14 protein-coding genes are annotated in these 14838 nt (G+C 65.8%); 11 read left to right on the forward strand and 3 right to left on the reverse strand.

Features of this window, described 5'->3' with window-relative positions:
* Positions 1-75: 75 nt before the first annotated feature.
* The 8 genes from CH306_RS06600 to CH306_RS06635 are packed head-to-tail and all read left to right on the forward strand — an operon-like array spanning position 76 to position 7191.
* Positions 76-1260 (forward strand): APC family permease, encoded by a 1185-nt coding sequence (locus tag CH306_RS06600; protein ID WP_094646407.1) that lies wholly within the window; start codon positions 76-78, stop codon positions 1258-1260.
* A gap of 31 nt (positions 1261-1291) precedes the next feature.
* Positions 1292-1654 carry an ArsR/SmtB family transcription factor gene (locus tag CH306_RS06605; RefSeq protein ID WP_032396671.1) on the forward strand — a complete coding sequence of 121 codons (363 nt, stop codon included), beginning with the start codon at positions 1292-1294 and terminating at the stop codon, positions 1652-1654.
* Complete coding sequence (arsB, locus tag CH306_RS06610) at positions 1651-2739, forward strand: ACR3 family arsenite efflux transporter (RefSeq protein ID WP_094646067.1); 1089 nt, start codon at positions 1651-1653, stop codon at positions 2737-2739. Before CH306_RS06605 ends, arsB begins: the two co-directional genes overlap by 4 nt.
* Positions 2739-3161, forward strand: coding sequence for an arsenate reductase ArsC (locus CH306_RS06615; RefSeq protein ID WP_094646068.1), 423 nt, complete (start codon positions 2739-2741; stop codon positions 3159-3161). The genes arsB and CH306_RS06615 overlap by 1 nt, the downstream gene beginning before the upstream one ends.
* Positions 3158-3574 carry an arsenate-mycothiol transferase ArsC gene (locus tag CH306_RS06620; protein ID WP_094646069.1) on the forward strand — a complete coding sequence of 139 codons (417 nt, stop codon included), beginning with the start codon at positions 3158-3160 and terminating at the stop codon, positions 3572-3574. Before CH306_RS06615 ends, CH306_RS06620 begins: the two co-directional genes overlap by 4 nt.
* Positions 3575-3579: 5 nt before the next feature.
* Positions 3580-4635, forward strand: coding sequence for an ArsO family NAD(P)H-dependent flavin-containing monooxygenase (locus tag CH306_RS06625; RefSeq protein ID WP_094646070.1), 1056 nt, complete (start codon positions 3580-3582; stop codon positions 4633-4635).
* Positions 4632-5966 carry an FAD-dependent oxidoreductase gene (locus CH306_RS06630; protein ID WP_094646071.1) on the forward strand — a complete coding sequence of 445 codons (1335 nt, stop codon included), beginning with the start codon at positions 4632-4634 and terminating at the stop codon, positions 5964-5966. The genes CH306_RS06625 and CH306_RS06630 overlap by 4 nt, the downstream gene beginning before the upstream one ends.
* Positions 5959-7191, forward strand: coding sequence for an MFS transporter (locus tag CH306_RS06635; protein WP_256981071.1), 1233 nt, complete (start codon positions 5959-5961; stop codon positions 7189-7191). Before CH306_RS06630 ends, CH306_RS06635 begins: the two co-directional genes overlap by 8 nt.
* On the opposite strand, the gene CH306_RS06640 is transcribed toward CH306_RS06635, so the two are convergent.
* From CH306_RS06640 to CH306_RS06650, 3 genes are all read right to left on the reverse strand, one after another.
* Positions 7176-7922, reverse strand: coding sequence for a sulfite exporter TauE/SafE family protein (locus CH306_RS06640; RefSeq protein ID WP_032396677.1), 747 nt, complete (start codon positions 7920-7922; stop codon positions 7176-7178). The two genes, CH306_RS06635 and CH306_RS06640, sit on opposite strands and share 16 nt — an antisense overlap.
* A gap of 44 nt (positions 7923-7966) precedes the next feature.
* The gene (locus tag CH306_RS06645; RefSeq protein WP_179272792.1) at positions 7967-9628 is read right to left on the reverse strand and encodes an NTF2-like N-terminal transpeptidase domain-containing protein; all 1662 of its coding nucleotides are present in this window, start codon (positions 9626-9628) and stop codon (positions 7967-7969) included.
* 95 nt (positions 9629-9723) lie between these two features.
* A complete protein-coding gene (locus tag CH306_RS06650; RefSeq protein WP_094646073.1) occupies positions 9724-11553 on the reverse strand; it encodes a penicillin-binding transpeptidase domain-containing protein in 1830 nt (609 codons plus the stop codon).
* A gap of 91 nt (positions 11554-11644) precedes the next feature.
* On the opposite strand from CH306_RS06650, the gene CH306_RS06655 reads away from it, so the two are divergent.
* The 3 genes from CH306_RS06655 to CH306_RS06665 all read left to right on the forward strand — a co-directional run bounded on the left by CH306_RS06655 (position 11645) and on the right by CH306_RS06665 (position 14821).
* Complete coding sequence (locus CH306_RS06655; RefSeq protein WP_094646074.1) at positions 11645-12190, forward strand: hypothetical protein; 546 nt, start codon at positions 11645-11647, stop codon at positions 12188-12190.
* A 133-nt stretch (positions 12191-12323) separates the two neighbouring features.
* On the forward strand, positions 12324-13940 hold the full coding sequence (locus CH306_RS06660) for an ABC-F family ATP-binding cassette domain-containing protein (protein WP_094646075.1): 1617 nt from the start codon (positions 12324-12326) through the stop codon (positions 13938-13940).
* A gap of 95 nt (positions 13941-14035) precedes the next feature.
* Positions 14036-14821, forward strand: a complete 786-nt coding sequence (locus CH306_RS06665; RefSeq protein WP_094646409.1) for an alpha/beta fold hydrolase — start codon at positions 14036-14038, stop codon at positions 14819-14821.
* Positions 14822-14838 lie beyond the last annotated feature (17 nt).

Here is a 14838-nt window from a genome sequence, read left to right on the forward strand (position 1 = left end):
CCGGCTTCGGGCGTGACACAGCCGCTGGCCCGTCGCCTCGGTCTTGTCGACGCCGTCGTCATCGGTGTCGGTTCGATGGTCGGGGCCGGGGTGTTCGCGTCGTTCGCTCCCGCATCGGCCGTCGCAGGGGCGGGCCTGCTCATCGGTTTGGCCGTCGCTGCGGTCGTCGCATTCTGCAACGCCACCTCCTCGGCCCAGCTGGCCGCGCAGTATCCGACGTCGGGCGGCACGTACGTCTACGGCCGTGAGCGGCTCGGCGAGTGGCCGGGCTTTGCGGCCGGGTGGACGTTCGTGATCGGTAAGACCGCGAGTTCGGCGGCCATGGCTTTGGTGTTCGCAGCCTATGTCGCACCTGCCGGTTACACCGAACTCGTTGCGATACTTGCCATCACAGCGCTCACCACGGTGAACTGCTTCGGCATCACCCGCACGGCCGTGCTGACGAAGATCTTGGTCACCGCCGTCCTCACCGTCCTCGTCATCGCAGTGGTCCTCGGCCTCACCGGCTCGTCCGTTCCCGCCGTCGACGGACTCGGCTCGTTCACCGAGAACGGGTGGTACGGCATTCTGCAGTCGGCGGGACTGCTGTTCTTCGCCTTCGCGGGCTATGCGCGCATCGCGACCCTCGGCGAGGAGGTCGTCCGACCCGAACGGACCATCCCACGCGCCATCGTCTCCGCGCTCGGTATCGCATTGCTGGTCTACACGCTCGTTGCGGTGACGTTGTTGACGGTTCTCGGCCCCGAACTCCTGGCCTCGTCGTCTGCCCCATTGGTCGATCTCGCGGTGGCGTCGGGACATTCGTGGGCGTCGCCGGTGATGCGGATCGGTGCCGGCCTGGCTGCGCTGGGGGCATTGCTCGCGTTGATCGCCGGTATCGGCCGCACCTCCCTGGCGATGGCCCGCCATCGCGACCTGCCGTCGTATCTGGCCGCAGTCCACCCGCGGTACTCGGTGCCGCATCGCGCCGAGATCACCCTGGCTGTGATCGTCTGCGTGCTGGTCCTGACAGTGGATCTGCGTGACGCCATCGGCTTCTCGTCGTTCGGGGTCTTGCTCTACTACTTGGTGGCCAATCTGAGCGCGTTCACCCAGGATGCCGAGCATCGCCGCTACCCACGCGCCCTCCAGGTCATCGGCAGCATCGGATGCGTGGTGCTGATCGCCACGTTGCCGGTGCCGTCGATCGTCGTCGGAACCGGCGTGGTCGCGCTCGGTGTCGGGTACCGCCTTCTTCGGGTTCGGCAACTGTTCACTTGACGCCTGATTCGGTAGACGTCAATATAGACGGATGTCGAATCAAGACCTTCCCGTCGACGGCGAATGCTGCTCGCCGCTGATCCGTGAGCCCCTCACCGCGGACTGGGCAGGAGATCTCGCCCGCATGTTCAAAGCACTGGGAGATCCCGTGCGGCTTCGCCTTCTCAGCCTCGTCGCCAGCCATGCAGGCGGCGAAGCATGTGTCTGCGACATCTCCCCCGCATTCGACCTCTCCCAACCCACCATCTCGCACCACCTCAAGGTGTTGCGCGAAGCCGGCCTGCTCGACTGCGAACGCCGCGGCACCTGGGTCTACTACTCGGTGATTCCCGCTGCGCTGCAGCAACTTTCCGCCGTGCTGAACGCTGCAGAGTCCACGGAGGTCATGGCATGAGTACGAAAACCGATACTGCCGTGGTCGGCAAGCTCTCCACCCTCGACCGGTTCCTGCCCGTGTGGATCGGCGTGGCCATGGTCGTGGGTCTGCTCCTGGGACGCATGATCCCCGGGCTGAACGACACGCTGTCGGCCATCTCGATCGACGGGGTGTCACTTCCGATCGCCATCGGACTGCTGATCATGATGTACCCGGTACTGGCCAAGGTTCGCTACGACCGCCTCGATACCGTCACCGGAGACAAGCGCCTGCTGATCGGCTCGTTGGTGCTCAACTGGGTCCTCGGTCCGGCCCTGATGTTCACTCTCGCATGGTTTTTCCTTCCCGACCTGCCCGAATACCGAACCGGCCTGATCATCGTCGGCCTCGCTCGATGCATCGCGATGGTCATCATCTGGAACGACCTCGCCTGCGGCGACCGAGAAGCCGCCGCGGTTCTGGTCGCGATCAACTCGGTGTTCCAGGTGTTCATGTTCGCGGTCCTCGGATGGTTCTACCTCTCGGTTCTGCCCGGCTGGCTGGGCCTGGACCAGACGACCATCGAGGCGTCGCCGTGGCAGATCGCCAAGTCGGTCCTCATCTTCCTCGGAATCCCGTTGATAGCGGGATTCGCGTCTCGCTTCTTCGGCGAACGCGCCAAGGGCCGCGAATGGTACGAGGAGAAGTTCATCCCCAGGATCGCCCCGTGGGCGCTCTACGGCCTGCTGTTCACCATCGTCGTTCTCTTTGCGCTGCAGGGTGATCAGATCACGTCACAGCCGTTCGACGTGGTGCGTATCGCGCTGCCACTGCTCGTGTACTTCGCGGTGATGTGGGGCGGCGGCTACGCTCTCGGTGCTGCGATGGGTCTGGGCTACGAACGCACCACCACCCTCGCGTTCACCGCAGCAGGCAACAACTTCGAGCTGGCGATCGCCGTCGCCATCGCGACCTACGGGGCGACATCCGGGCAAGCCCTCGCCGGAGTCGTCGGACCACTCATCGAGGTACCAGTGCTGGTCGGCCTCGTCTACGTCTCGCTCGCACTGCGCAAACGCTTCTCCCCCGCCGTGTCCACGACCACGTCCCCGAAGGAATTCTGATGTCCGCCACCCCCAGCGTTCTGTTCGTCTGTGTTCACAACGCCGGCCGATCTCAGATGGCCGCCGGATTTCTGACTCATCTCGCCGGCGACGCCGTCGAAGTGCGTTCCGCCGGAAGCGCTCCCGCGGACACCGTCAACTCCGCAGCGGTCGAGGCCATGGCCGAGGTCGGCATCGACATCTCGTCCCAGTCCCCGAAGATTCTGACCCCGGAAGCCGTCGAGACATCCGACGTCGTGATCACTATGGGCTGCGGTGACGCGTGCCCGGTGTTCCCCGGAGTGAGCTACCGCGATTGGGCACTGGCCGACCCGGCAGGCAAAGGCGTCGAGGCGGTCCGGCCGATTCGCGACGAGATCAGGAGCCGCATCGAAGACCTGATCGCCGAACTGGTTCCGGCCAAGCAGAGTTCGGTGTCATGACGACACCGAGCGTGCTGTTCGTCTGCGTCAAGAACGGCGGCAAGTCTCAGATGGCCGCCGGTCTGATGCGCAAGGCGGCGGGCGATTCGGTGGAGGTGCACTCGGCCGGCACGAAACCGGGTGGCGCCGTCAACGCGCTGTCGGCCGAGTCTCTCCTCGAAGTCGGCGTCGAATTGTCGGGCGAAGCGCCCAAGCCGATCGATCCCGATCTGCTCGCCCGTATGAACTATGTCGTCACCCTCGGCAGCGAGGCACACGTGGAACCAGTGGACGGACCGACGTTCGAGAACTGGAACACCGACGAGCCGTCCGAGCGCGGTATCGACGGCATCGAACGCATGCGTATCGTCCGTGACGACATTGCCGCTCGGGTCGAGGAACTCGCATCTCGCATGCGCGGCACCGACGCTTGACTCGAATGAAGTACGACGTGGTGGTGATCGGCGGCGGTCAGGCAGGACTGGCCGCCGGCTACTACCTGCGACGAGCCGGGCTCGACTTCGTCGTTCTCGACGACCAGACGCATGCCGGAGGGTCCTGGCAGGAATACTGGCCGTCGCTGCACCTGTTCTCGCCGGCGGAGTACTCGAGACTTCCCGGCTGGCCGATGCCTCCGTGGCACAACGGCTTTCCTCCGGCATCGCACGTCGTGGATTACCTGCGGGCATACGAGAAGAAGTACGAGTTGCCGGTGCGCAGGCCCGTCGAGGTGACGTCGGTGCATCGGACGACCGACGGCTATCGGGTCGATACCGACGGTGACTCCTACTGCGCCACAACGATCGTCAATGCCACCGGGACATGGTCGCGACCGTTCTGGCCCAGCTACCCCGGTATGCGGCAGTTCGCGGGCACGCAACTGCACGCTGCCGACTACCGTGCGCCCGATTCCTTCTCCGGCATGCGTGTGGGCATCGTCGGTGGAGGGAACTCGGCTGCGCAGATTCTGGCCGAGATCTCCGCCGTCGCCGACACCGCGTGGTTCACCAACCGCGAGCCCAGGTTTCTCCCCGACGATGTGGACGGCCGAGTGCTGTTCGATGTCGCCAGCGATCGGGCTCGCGCTCTTGCCGAGGGCGCAGCGGATTCCGGCGGGGTCGCTGGTCTGGGAGACATCGTGATGGTCCCGCCGGTGCGAGATGCCCGCGATCGTGGAGTTCTGCATGCCAGGCCGATGTTCACCGCGCTCACCTCCGACGGTGTCACCGACGGGCACACCACAGAGCGGCTGGATGCGATCGTCTGGTGCACCGGGTTCCGCCCTGCTCTGCATCACCTGCGGCCACTGCACCTGCACGCCGACGGGTCGGGAATCGTGTTGGACGGCAACCATGTTCGAGGTGAACCGAGCCTGATTCTTCTCGGCTACGGCGACTGGACCGGCCCGGCGTCGGCAACGCTCGTCGGTGTCGGCCGCACAGCGCGTGCAGCCGTGGACACCATCGTCAACAGCAGAAAGGTGGATCAGTCATGAACACGTACCCCGTAGTAGTGGTCGGCGCAGGGCCCATCGGTCTCGCCGCCGCGGCGCATCTGACCGAAACCGGTTCCCGGGTAGTCGTTCTCGAACGCGGAAAGTCTGCCGGATCGGCAGTGTCCGAGTGGAATCACGTTCGACTGTTCTCTCCGTGGTCCGAGGTCGTCGACCCCGCGGCCGTCCGGCTGCTCGAACCCACCGGCTGGACCGCGCCGGACGGCGACACCTACGCCACCGGACGCGAATGGGTGGAGCGGTATCTCGCGCCCCTGGCCGCCGTTCTCGGCGATGTGGTCCGAACCGACTCCGAGGTGGTCGGCGTCGCTCGCCGCGGACGCGACCGGGTGGTCGACGCCGGCCGCGACACCGAGCCGCTGTCGGTGCACATCCGCCACTCCGACGGTAGCGAGGAACGCATCCTCGCCCGCGCGGTCGTCGACGCGTCCGGCACCTGGGGATCACCCAATCCACTGGGCAGCGAGGGACTCCCGGCCATCGGCGAGAAGACCGCCGCAGACCGGATCGACTACCGTGTTCCCGACCTGACCGACCCGGCCACTCGATCCACGTTCGCAGGCAAGCACATCGTCATCGCCGGCAGCGGCCATTCCGGGCTGACCGCGATCATCACCTTCGCCGAACTCGCCGCGGACGAGCCCGGTACGACGATCACCTGGGCCGTGCGTCGAGGCGTGACCGCGGAGGTCTTCGGCGGCGGGGACGCGGACGAACTTGCCGCTCGCGGCGCTCTCGGTCAGCGTGCCAAGAAGGCGGTCGACGACGGATTCCTCACCGTGGTCTCGGGCTTCCGCACCGAAACGGTTGCAGTGGAGGGTGATCGGCTCGCTCTGATCGGTGACACCGGATCGCGCATCGATGACGTCGATCGCGTCGTCGCACTCACCGGCTTCCGGCCGGACCTGTCGTGGCTGTCCGAGGTTCGCCTCGATCTCGACCCCACCCTGCAGGCACCGAAGTTCGTCGCCGAGTTGGTGGATCCGAACCTGCATTCGTGTGGATCGGTGTCACCGCACGGCGTCGAGGAACTCACCCAGCCCGAGCCGGGCCTGTACCTGGTGGGCATGAAGAGCTACGGCCGCGCGCCGACATTCCTGGCGATGACCGGATACGAGCAGGTCCGCAGCATCGCAGCCGAACTCGCCGGCGACCACGAGGGCGCACGAAAGGTCGAGCTGACGCTTCCCGACACCGGCGTCTGCGGCGGCGCGGGCCTGTTCGACGAGCCCGACGCCCCGTCGACCGGCGGTTGCTGCGGTGCCCCTGCTGCGCCGGAGTTGATCACTCTCGGCGCACCGTCGCGTGACTGACTCTGCGGCGGTGGATTCGGCGTTGCCCCTGGAAATTTCGCACCCGGGGCGACGCCGAATCCTGTCGGTTCTGTGCGTCACGGAGATCACCAGCTGGGGAATTCTGTACTACGCCTTCCCCGTTCTGTCGCCTGCGATCTCCGCGGATACCGGATGGTCGACGACGTCGATCGTGGCCGCGTTCTCGATCGGCCAGTTCGTTGCAGCATTGGTCGGAGTTCCCGTCGGTCGCATCCTGGACCGCCGCGGACCGCGCTGGGTGATGAGCGCAGGGTCGATTCTCGCGATACCCGCGCTGGTTCTCATCGCGACGTCCCCGACACTTCCGCTGTTCTTTCTCGGATGGTTCGTGGCCGGTATCGCCATGGGGGCGGTGCTGTATCCCCCTGCGTTCGCTGCACTGACACGGTGGTGGGGCACCGACCGCGTCCGAGCCCTGATGATCCTCACTCTGGCCGCGGGACTGGCCAGTACGGTCTTCGCTCCGCTGACGGCGATCCTGTCGAGCCACTCCGATTGGCGTCGAACGTATCTCGTACTCGCAGTCGTCCTACTGATCGTCACCGTTCCCGCGCACTCGATCGGGTTGCGCGGACAGTGGCCGTCGACGGGTGAGTCCGGGCACGCGCGAGCAGTACCTACTGCTGCACAGACCGTCCGTAGTCGTCCGTTCGTCATGCTCACCGCAGCGATGAGCGTCACCGGCTTCGTCGCGTTCGCCGGAATCTTCAATCTGGTTCCGCTGCTGATCGAACACGGTGCCGATACCGCTCTCGCGGCAACGGCTCTCGGTCTCGGCGGAGCCGGGCAGGTGCTCGGCCGCATCGGTTACCTTCCGTTGCAACGCTTCGCCGGTACCCGAACCAGGACCGTAGGGATCATCGCCGCAACTGCCCTGTCGACCATCCTGCTCGGCGTCGCCACCTCGGTCGTGGCGCTGATCGCCGTCGCGATCGGTGCCGGACTCGCGCGCGGACTGTTCACACTCGTCCAGGCCACCGCCATCACCGATCGCTGGGGTCCGAGCCAGTACGGGCATCTGAGCGGCATCATGTCTGCGCCGATCGTCATCGCGATGGCCTCGGCCCCCTGGGCCGGTGCCGTGCTCGCCGAATGGACCGGAAGCTACTCGGGTGCGTACGTGATTCTCGGCCTTCTGGCGCTGACCGCCGTCGGGCTCGCTGCCCTGAGCATGCCGAACACCGACCGTCAGCCGAAGGCCTGATACCCAAGCCACCCGGCGAGACCGAGCCCCAGAATCCCGACCGCAATACGCAGAATGATCGGCGAGATCACCTTGACCGTCGGTGGCCCGCAGGCACCGCCGGCGAAGCAACCGATCGCCAGCGCGAGCGCAGCCCACCAGTTCACCTGACCGGAGAACGAAAAGATGATCGCGGCAATCAGGTTCGCGATACCGAGGAAGAAGCTCTTCAGAACGCTTGCGCGCCAGAACGTATCCGCCGTGCAGATCAATGCCAGCGCGAGGAAGATGACCCCGGCCCCGGCCCCGAAGTAGCCGCCGTAGATCGCGACCGCGAACAGCGCCAGGGGATAGAGCGTCGGAAACTGCCTGCCTCCGGACAGCTTTCGGATACTCGGCTGCAGCAGTAGCGCGATGGCTGCCATAGCGACCAGGAACGGCACGACCACCTCGAACGAACCGTCCGGCGTGTTGAGCAGCAGAATCGCACCCGTGGTGCCGCCCAGCGCCGAGTAGATCGCGTAGCGAACCAACTGCTTACCGTCCTTGGCCAGCTCGGCCGAGGAGCTCACCGTCGCTCCGACACCGGCCGCGACCAACGCAACAGTGTTCGTCACGTTCGCCGATACCGCAGGCAAACCCACTGCGAGCAGAGCAGGGTAGGACACGAGCGATGCGAGCCCGGTGACGAACCCGATGAGCCCGGCGAAGAACCCGGCCACCACCAGAAGTCCGAAATCGAGCACAGTCACCGAATGAAACTACCGCGCCTAACTATCTGGCCTGAACCTCAGGCTCATTCGACGGGGTTCGCCATCTCCTGCAGCAACCGGCTCGTCATCCGCACTGCCTGGTCACCACCGTCCGCGTCCTCGATGTACACCGAGAATGCGACGTCACCACTGGTGGCGAGGACGAAGCGGTCGTCGCCACTGTCCCCGGCGAATCCCTGCACACCGTCGAACGTGTCGAGACCGCTACTGCTCGACGAGTCGGCGAGTATGCCGCGCAACCGGTTTACCGCATCCGACCCCATTGCCTTGGACTCTCGATCGGCGACTGCGGTCTGCCCCGCGACGATCGCCGGAGTCGGAGCGCTGCCCCGAGAGATCGCGGCTGCCATCTGCGCGAGTCCGAACGGAGTCACGGTCGCCTCGTCACCGGAGGCAGTGGACACGGTCCTGATGCCGTCGATCGCACTGCGGCTCGCGGCGGGAGATCCTGTGTGGGCGTCGAGTCCCGGCATCGAGTAGTTGATACCGAGACCCAAGCCGGCAGCTGCGTCTTCGGCACTGTCGTCGCCGCGATCGGACTGCACGGCCCGCACGAGCTCAGACGCGGTGCCTGCCGGGTAGGAGCCCCCGAACACCACGTCGCCCTGCTCGTTGGCGTAACTGTTCTGTGCCGCAGCGAGAATCGCGCCGGTCGAGGTGGACACGGCGACGATCGACGCCGACGATCCCGCCATGACGACCGTATTCTCGGCTGCCAACTGGATACGCGGATCGAGTGTCGCGTGCAGGTCCGGCCCGCCCGGTCCTTGGAATCCGACGCGGCGTTCGCCGGTTCCGTCGACGGTGTAGGTGTCGACGGCCCAGCCTGCGGTGGCGTCGCGCCCTTCCTGCCATGCGGCGCGCAGCGAATCCAGCACGGGAGAGGTGATCCGACGATCGTCGACGATCAGTTTGGGTTGCGGCGAGACCACGACGCCCGGCACGGCGCGCAGGTCGTCTTCGAGGACGGCGAAGTCGTCGTCACGCAAGGTCACGGCGGTGATCGGTGCGCCGCCAGCCGAATTCAGTTCGGCCAGCATCGATTCGGAGGTGATGAGCGGGGCGACGACGTCGATGACATCCGCTAGTTGCGCCGTGGACGTGGCCGGATCGCTCATCTGCGCCGGGTCGAGGGAGATGGCGTTGATGGTGCGCTCGCTCATCAGCACGTTGTTCGCGGCGTCGAAGATCAGCGGCGGGGCGGCGTCGGTCCGGGTGTAGCGGACCGATCCGCCCGAGGTGAGGTCGGGGACGAGGGTGGCCGGATCCCACGCGATGCGCCAACCCACGCTGAGCTTCTTGGTCGAGCCCTGTGCGCTGTACTTCCAGTCCTTGCCCTCACCGAAGTTCCAGGCGGACGCCAGGGTGAAGAATCCACTCTCGTCCGAGAGGTCCATGTACTGGGTCAGGTCGAAGTCACCGGTGGACGTGCCACCGGCCGACAAGCCGTCGAACATCTGGTTCAGCGCGGCCGTCGCGGCGTTCGGGTAGGTCGTCATCGCGGCAGCGGCCGCGACATCGCGGTTGTCCAGGGCGTCGACGAACTTCGAGACCAGCACCTCGGCCTCGCTCGGCGGGCGATCGACCATCCAGAACACTGCCGAGACCGTCAACGTCGCCGATGCTGCAACGGCGACGAGGTAGCGACCGCGGACCTTGCGCGGGCCACGACGGGCACGACTCATAGAACTCATGAGTCACAATATTCACTGTAGTCACACGAGTAACAAGCACGGGATTCATACGAGCCGGTCACGATTGAGACTCGGCCGCAGCCGATTCACCGCAGAAAACGACCCGCAGCCTCGATGGCCGGGCCCGAACTGCCCGCGTCGTTCACGAACACCGCGAACGCGAGATCGCCCGAGATCCCGACGAACCAACCGTGGGCGCCTTCGTTGTTGGCACCGAACTCCGCGGTGCCGGTCTTGCCGAGCAACCCGGGGATGTCATTGAGAGCCGTCGCTGTGCCGCCGGTGATCGTCTCGCGCATCATGGTCTTGATCTGCTCGGTGACCTGCGGGTTCACCGCTGCCGGCTGCATGTTGCCCACGCCCGGCTCTCCGACGACGACCGTAGGCGGCAGCAATCCGTTGTTCGCGATCGACGACGCGACCAGCGCCATTCCGAACGGCGACGCGGTCACCTGCCCCTGACCGATGGCGGACTCCACGCGCTGCGCCGGGGTGTCGGCCGACGGGACCGAGCCGGTGACGGTCGTCAGACCGGGGGTGACGTAGTCGACGCCGAGGCCGTACTGCGCGGCCGCGTCGGTCAGTCCGTTCGGCGGGAGTGCCACACCGAGGCGGCCCATCGTCGTGTTGCAGGACTTGGCGAAGGCGGTGTGGAGCGGCACGTCGCCGAGATCGAAGTTGTCGTCGTTCGGGATCTGCCTGCCTTCGATGTTCTCCGTCGCCGGGCACGGCAGCACGGTATCGGGGGTGACGGCACCGGACTGCAGTGCAGCCGAGGTGGTCACCGTCTTGAACGTCGACCCCGGCGGGTACAGGCCGGTCAGCGCGATCGGGCCCTCGGCATCGGCGGCGGCATTCTGCGCCACTGCCAGAACCGCCCCCGTCGACGGCCGAAGCGCGACGATGGCCGCCTGCTGCGGCAGCGACGCAAGGGCATTCTCGGCTTTGAGTTGCAGTGCCGAATCCAGGGTGGTCGCAATATCGTCGCCGGTTCCGGCATCGCGTCCCGCCAGCGGAGTGACGGTGCCGTCCGCTGCAACAGCCTGTACAGCCCATCCACGATTGGCCGCCTGCTCCTGCTCCCACAGCGTCGTGAGGTCGTTGAGGACCGGCGACACGAGGTTGCGGTCGGTGGCGAGCAACCGCGTCTGCGGGGCCAGGGTGACTCCGGGGACGGTCGCGAGCTGAGCACCGATGGGGTCGATGTCCGCCTGACGAAGCAACACGATGGTGGCCGAATTACCCTGCGCTGCAGCCACAGTCGAGGTGACGTACTCGGCGGTGATACCCGGGACGACGGATCCGACGAGGTTCGCGACAGCCACGGGATCGGCCGTAGCATCGACGTTGACCAGGGTGACCACCTGCTGCGACATCAGCTCGACGCCGTTGCCGTCGAAGATGCGCGGCGCGACGAGCGCGTCGGTCGGAGTGAAGCGCACCGACGAGTCGGCCGTCAGGCCCGGCACCAACATCGTTGGATCCCACGTGATCTTCCAACCCTGCTCGGTCTCCGCCGCGGTCGCAGAGGTCGTGTAGTTCCATTCCTTCGGCTCGCCGTCGGGTTCGGCGGTGCCGTCGGTGGTCGTCGAGAAGCGCCAACCGGCATTCAACGTGAACGTGCCGGTATCGGCGTTGGCGTCGGTGGCCTCGAAATCGGGAGTTGCCGTCACCGTTCCGCCTGCCGAAAGCCCGTCGTACAGCTCGGTGAGGGCTGCCGTCGCGCCGGCCGGATCGGTGGTCAACGCAGCCGCTTGGTCGATGTTCGCACTGTTGACCGCGGCGGCGAACTGCTCGGCGACAGTCTGCGGCTGATCGGGCCCACTCTGACCGCAGGCGGCGAGCACCAATGCCAGTACGGACACGATCGCGGCCAGAGTCGTGGGTCTTCTCGAAGTGCGCACGGGGTCGATCATGCCCCAGTGCGTACGCGAAACACTGGTGGCACGATCTCGAAAGGAGGTGTAATTATGTAATCAGTCTTACAACACAACCGAAGGAGTCCTCATGAAACCCAACGGACGCTCGTTCGGCCGCCCCGGCGGCTGGCAGCACGCAGACATTCCGGACGCCACCGACGCCGCCGACTGGTTCGGTGGCCGACTCCCGGACACCTGGTTCGACGGTGCCGCCTCGGTCGAGGTCGACCGAGAGGAGATCGTCGTCGTCGGAACATTGCCTGCAGAGCCGGACACTTCACCGGCCACCAACGAGGGTCGCATCGCACGGTTCCGAGAAACGACCCGCGGCGACCGCATGCAGATCGCCGCCGAGGCCGAGAAGCGATACGGACGCAAGGTCGCCTGGGGTGTGAGGACCGGATCCGACGTGGTCCTGTTCACCCACCTCGCGGTACCGGTCATGACCCGCCTGCGTCAGCCCGAGCGTCGCGTCCTGGACACCCTCGTCGACGCCGGCGTCGCTCGCTCCCGCGCGGACGCCCTCGCGTGGGCCGTCAAGCTGGTCGGAGAACACACCCAGGAGTGGTTGGACGAGCTCCGCGGCGCCATGGAGACGGTCGACGATCTACGCAAGAAGGGTCCGACGATCTAATTCGATTGCGCGCTCGCGGGGTTCGGGGTTAGCGTGGATCCTGCCCTGCTGCCCACAGATTCGGAGAGGCCATTGCTCTTCCAAAGGTCCTAGACGCCTGCAGATCGTCCGCATGCACACCTTTGGAGCGCCCATGCCTCACTCATCCTCCCTTTCTGTCTCGAACCTGACGTTCTCCTGGCCCGACGGCGACCCCGTGTTCGACGCCTTGTCGGCCATCTTTACCAGCGGCACAACAGGTCTCGTCGGTTCCAACGGCGCGGGGAAGTCGACCTTACTGAGGTTGCTCGCCGGGGAATTGGTACCGCAACGAGGTTCCATCACGATGCCGGGCGTCTTGGGCTACCTGCGACAGGACATCACACTGGACCCCGATCTACCCGTGGATCGGGTACTGGCCATCGATTCGGTGCGAGAAGCATTGCATCGCATCGAATCCGGTTCCGCCGACGAGGAAGACTTCGCAGTCGTCGGGTCGGCCTGGGACATCGAGGAACGCGCTCTGGCGTTGCTGGACAAGCTCGGCCTCGGCAGCGTCGTCGAGTCCCTCCACGACCTGGATCGCCGAATCGGCACCCTGTCGGGCGGCGAGGCCACGCTGCTCGCTCTCACCGCGGAGCTACTGGCCGAGCCCGACGTACTACTGCTGGACGAACCGACCAACAACCTCGATCGGGTTGCGCGACAACGGTTGTACACAGCGGTCGACGGGTATTCGGGTGTGCTGATCGTGTGCACTCACGACCTCGAACTGCTCGAACGCGTCGACTCCATCGCCGAGGTGCGGGCAGAGCGCAGTGGAGTCTCGCGGCTGCGCATGTTCGGCGGCAACTACCGGCACTATCGCTCGGTGATCGACGCCGAACAGGAGGCGGCGCGGGCAACGGTCCGCGACGCGAAGAACGACGTCCGCAAGCAGGAACGCGAATTGATCGACACCCGAATCAAACTCGACCGCCGTCTGCGGTACGGCAAGAAGATGGAAGAGCAGAAGCGCGAACCCAAGATCATCATGGGTGCGCGAAAACGCGCCGCACAGGAATCGGCCGGAAAGCTACGCGGTACCCACACCGATCGCGTCGACGACGCCAGATCGTCGCTCTCGGCCGCCGAGGACCTCGTGCGCGACGACCGCGAGATACGCGTCGACCTCCCGGCAACGAAAGTCCATCCCGGACAGGTCGTTCTGACCCACGACGAGCTCACTGTCGTCGGTCCCGAACGCATCGCTCTGGTCGGGCCGAACGGCAGCGGCAAGACCACACTGCTACGGGCTCTGGACGCCACCGGAGCCGAGGTTCCGTGGAAGTACCTACCGCAGCGACTCGACATCTTCGACGAGACTCGCACCGTCGCCGACAACGTCGCAGACGTCGCGCCACAGGCCACCGCCGAACGAATCCGAGGCCAACTCGCGCGCTTCCTGTTCCGCGGATCCGACGCCGACGCCGTCGTCGCGACCCTCTCCGGAGGAGAGCGACTGCGCGCCGCACTGGCACGAATTCTGCTGGCAGAGCCCGCTCCGAAACTACTGATGCTCGACGAGCCAACCAACAACCTCGACATCACCAGCCGACAACACCTCATCGACGCACTCGAGACATTCGAAGGTGCACTGATCGTCGCAAGCCACGATCGACCGTTCCTCGACGCCATCGGCCCGACCCGCACCATCGACCTCACCCCAACCGTCGAGTCACCCGAAGAAGCGCCCACCAGAGAAGCGCCCACCCGTGAGGAGTCAATGTGACGTTCAGTGGCCTTTTCGGGGGTCAATGTCACATTGAGTGGACCGGAGTGGAGCCTGCGGAGCGACCCACAGGCGCAGTGGGCAAGAATCGCGGGGTGGAGTACGCCTCGAATGCAGACGATGGGACACGGATTGCGTACACGGTGGTGGGGTCAGGCCCACCCCTGTTGATGGTGCACGGCAGTTTTCTGACGCACACGATCTGGCGGACGTTCGGGTATGTGAAGGCGCTGCGCGGCAGTCGGCAGTTGATTCTGATCGACAGTCGCGGGCACGGCCGCAGCGACAAGCCCCATACTCCCGACGCGTATGCGATGAGCATCATCGTCGGCGATCTGACTGCGGTGCTCGACGCAGTGGGTGTCGACACCGTCGACTATCTCGGCTATTCGTTCGGGGCCCGGGCTGGCTTGGCGTTGACCGCGGCGAGGCCCGAACGAGTGCGATCACTGGCCGTGGGCGGCGGTAGTCACGGCGCTCAGGCCGGAGCGTTCGATCGCCTGTTCTTCCCGGGATGCGCGGATGTGTTGGAGCACAGTGGCATGGACGGGTTCCTCGAGGCGTGGAACAACCACCGCATGTTCCCGATCGATCCCGGTACGCGAGCGGTGTTCTCCGCCAACGACGCTCAGGCAATGGCCGCGTACATCCGAGCCAATGACGCCGATCCCGGACTACCGGACGAGACGCTGCAGCACTTCACCCAGCCGTCGCTGTTCTACGTCGGCTCGCAGGACGGCACCCGGCTCGACGACACGCGCGCTGCCGCAGCGTTGGTACCGAACTCCGAATTGCATGTCATCCGCGGGTTCGATCATGCGACGACGATGGCGGCCTCCGCAGAAGTGCTCGGCGTCCTCGAACGGTTCTGGGGCAGGTGACCTGAGCGTCCACAATT

It is taken from the genome of Rhodococcus sp. 15-725-2-2b (assembly GCF_002259075.1).
Lineage (GTDB): Bacteria > Actinomycetota > Actinomycetes > Mycobacteriales > Mycobacteriaceae > Rhodococcoides.

Coding starts and splice junctions, on each gene's coding strand:
- CH306_RS06615 (WP_094646068.1), top strand. CDS start 2,739: ATGTCCGCCACCCCCAGCGTTCTGTTCGTCTGTGTTCACAACGCCGGC.
- arsB (WP_094646067.1), top strand. CDS start 1,651: ATGAGTACGAAAACCGATACTGCCGTGGTCGGCAAGCTCTCCACCCTC.
- CH306_RS06605 (WP_032396671.1), top strand. CDS start 1,292: ATGTCGAATCAAGACCTTCCCGTCGACGGCGAATGCTGCTCGCCGCTG.
- CH306_RS06655 (WP_094646074.1), top strand. CDS start 11,645: ATGAAACCCAACGGACGCTCGTTCGGCCGCCCCGGCGGCTGGCAGCAC.
- CH306_RS06625 (WP_094646070.1), top strand. CDS start 3,580: ATGAAGTACGACGTGGTGGTGATCGGCGGCGGTCAGGCAGGACTGGCC.
- CH306_RS06620 (WP_094646069.1), top strand. CDS start 3,158: ATGACGACACCGAGCGTGCTGTTCGTCTGCGTCAAGAACGGCGGCAAG.
- CH306_RS06630 (WP_094646071.1), top strand. CDS start 4,632: ATGAACACGTACCCCGTAGTAGTGGTCGGCGCAGGGCCCATCGGTCTC.
- CH306_RS06650 (WP_094646073.1), bottom strand. CDS start 11,553: ATGATCGACCCCGTGCGCACTTCGAGAAGACCCACGACTCTGGCCGCG.
- CH306_RS06600 (WP_094646407.1), top strand. CDS start 76: ATGGTCGGGGCCGGGGTGTTCGCGTCGTTCGCTCCCGCATCGGCCGTC.
- CH306_RS06660 (WP_094646075.1), top strand. CDS start 12,324: ATGCCTCACTCATCCTCCCTTTCTGTCTCGAACCTGACGTTCTCCTGG.
- CH306_RS06645 (WP_179272792.1), bottom strand. CDS start 9,628: ATGAGTCGTGCCCGTCGTGGCCCGCGCAAGGTCCGCGGTCGCTACCTC.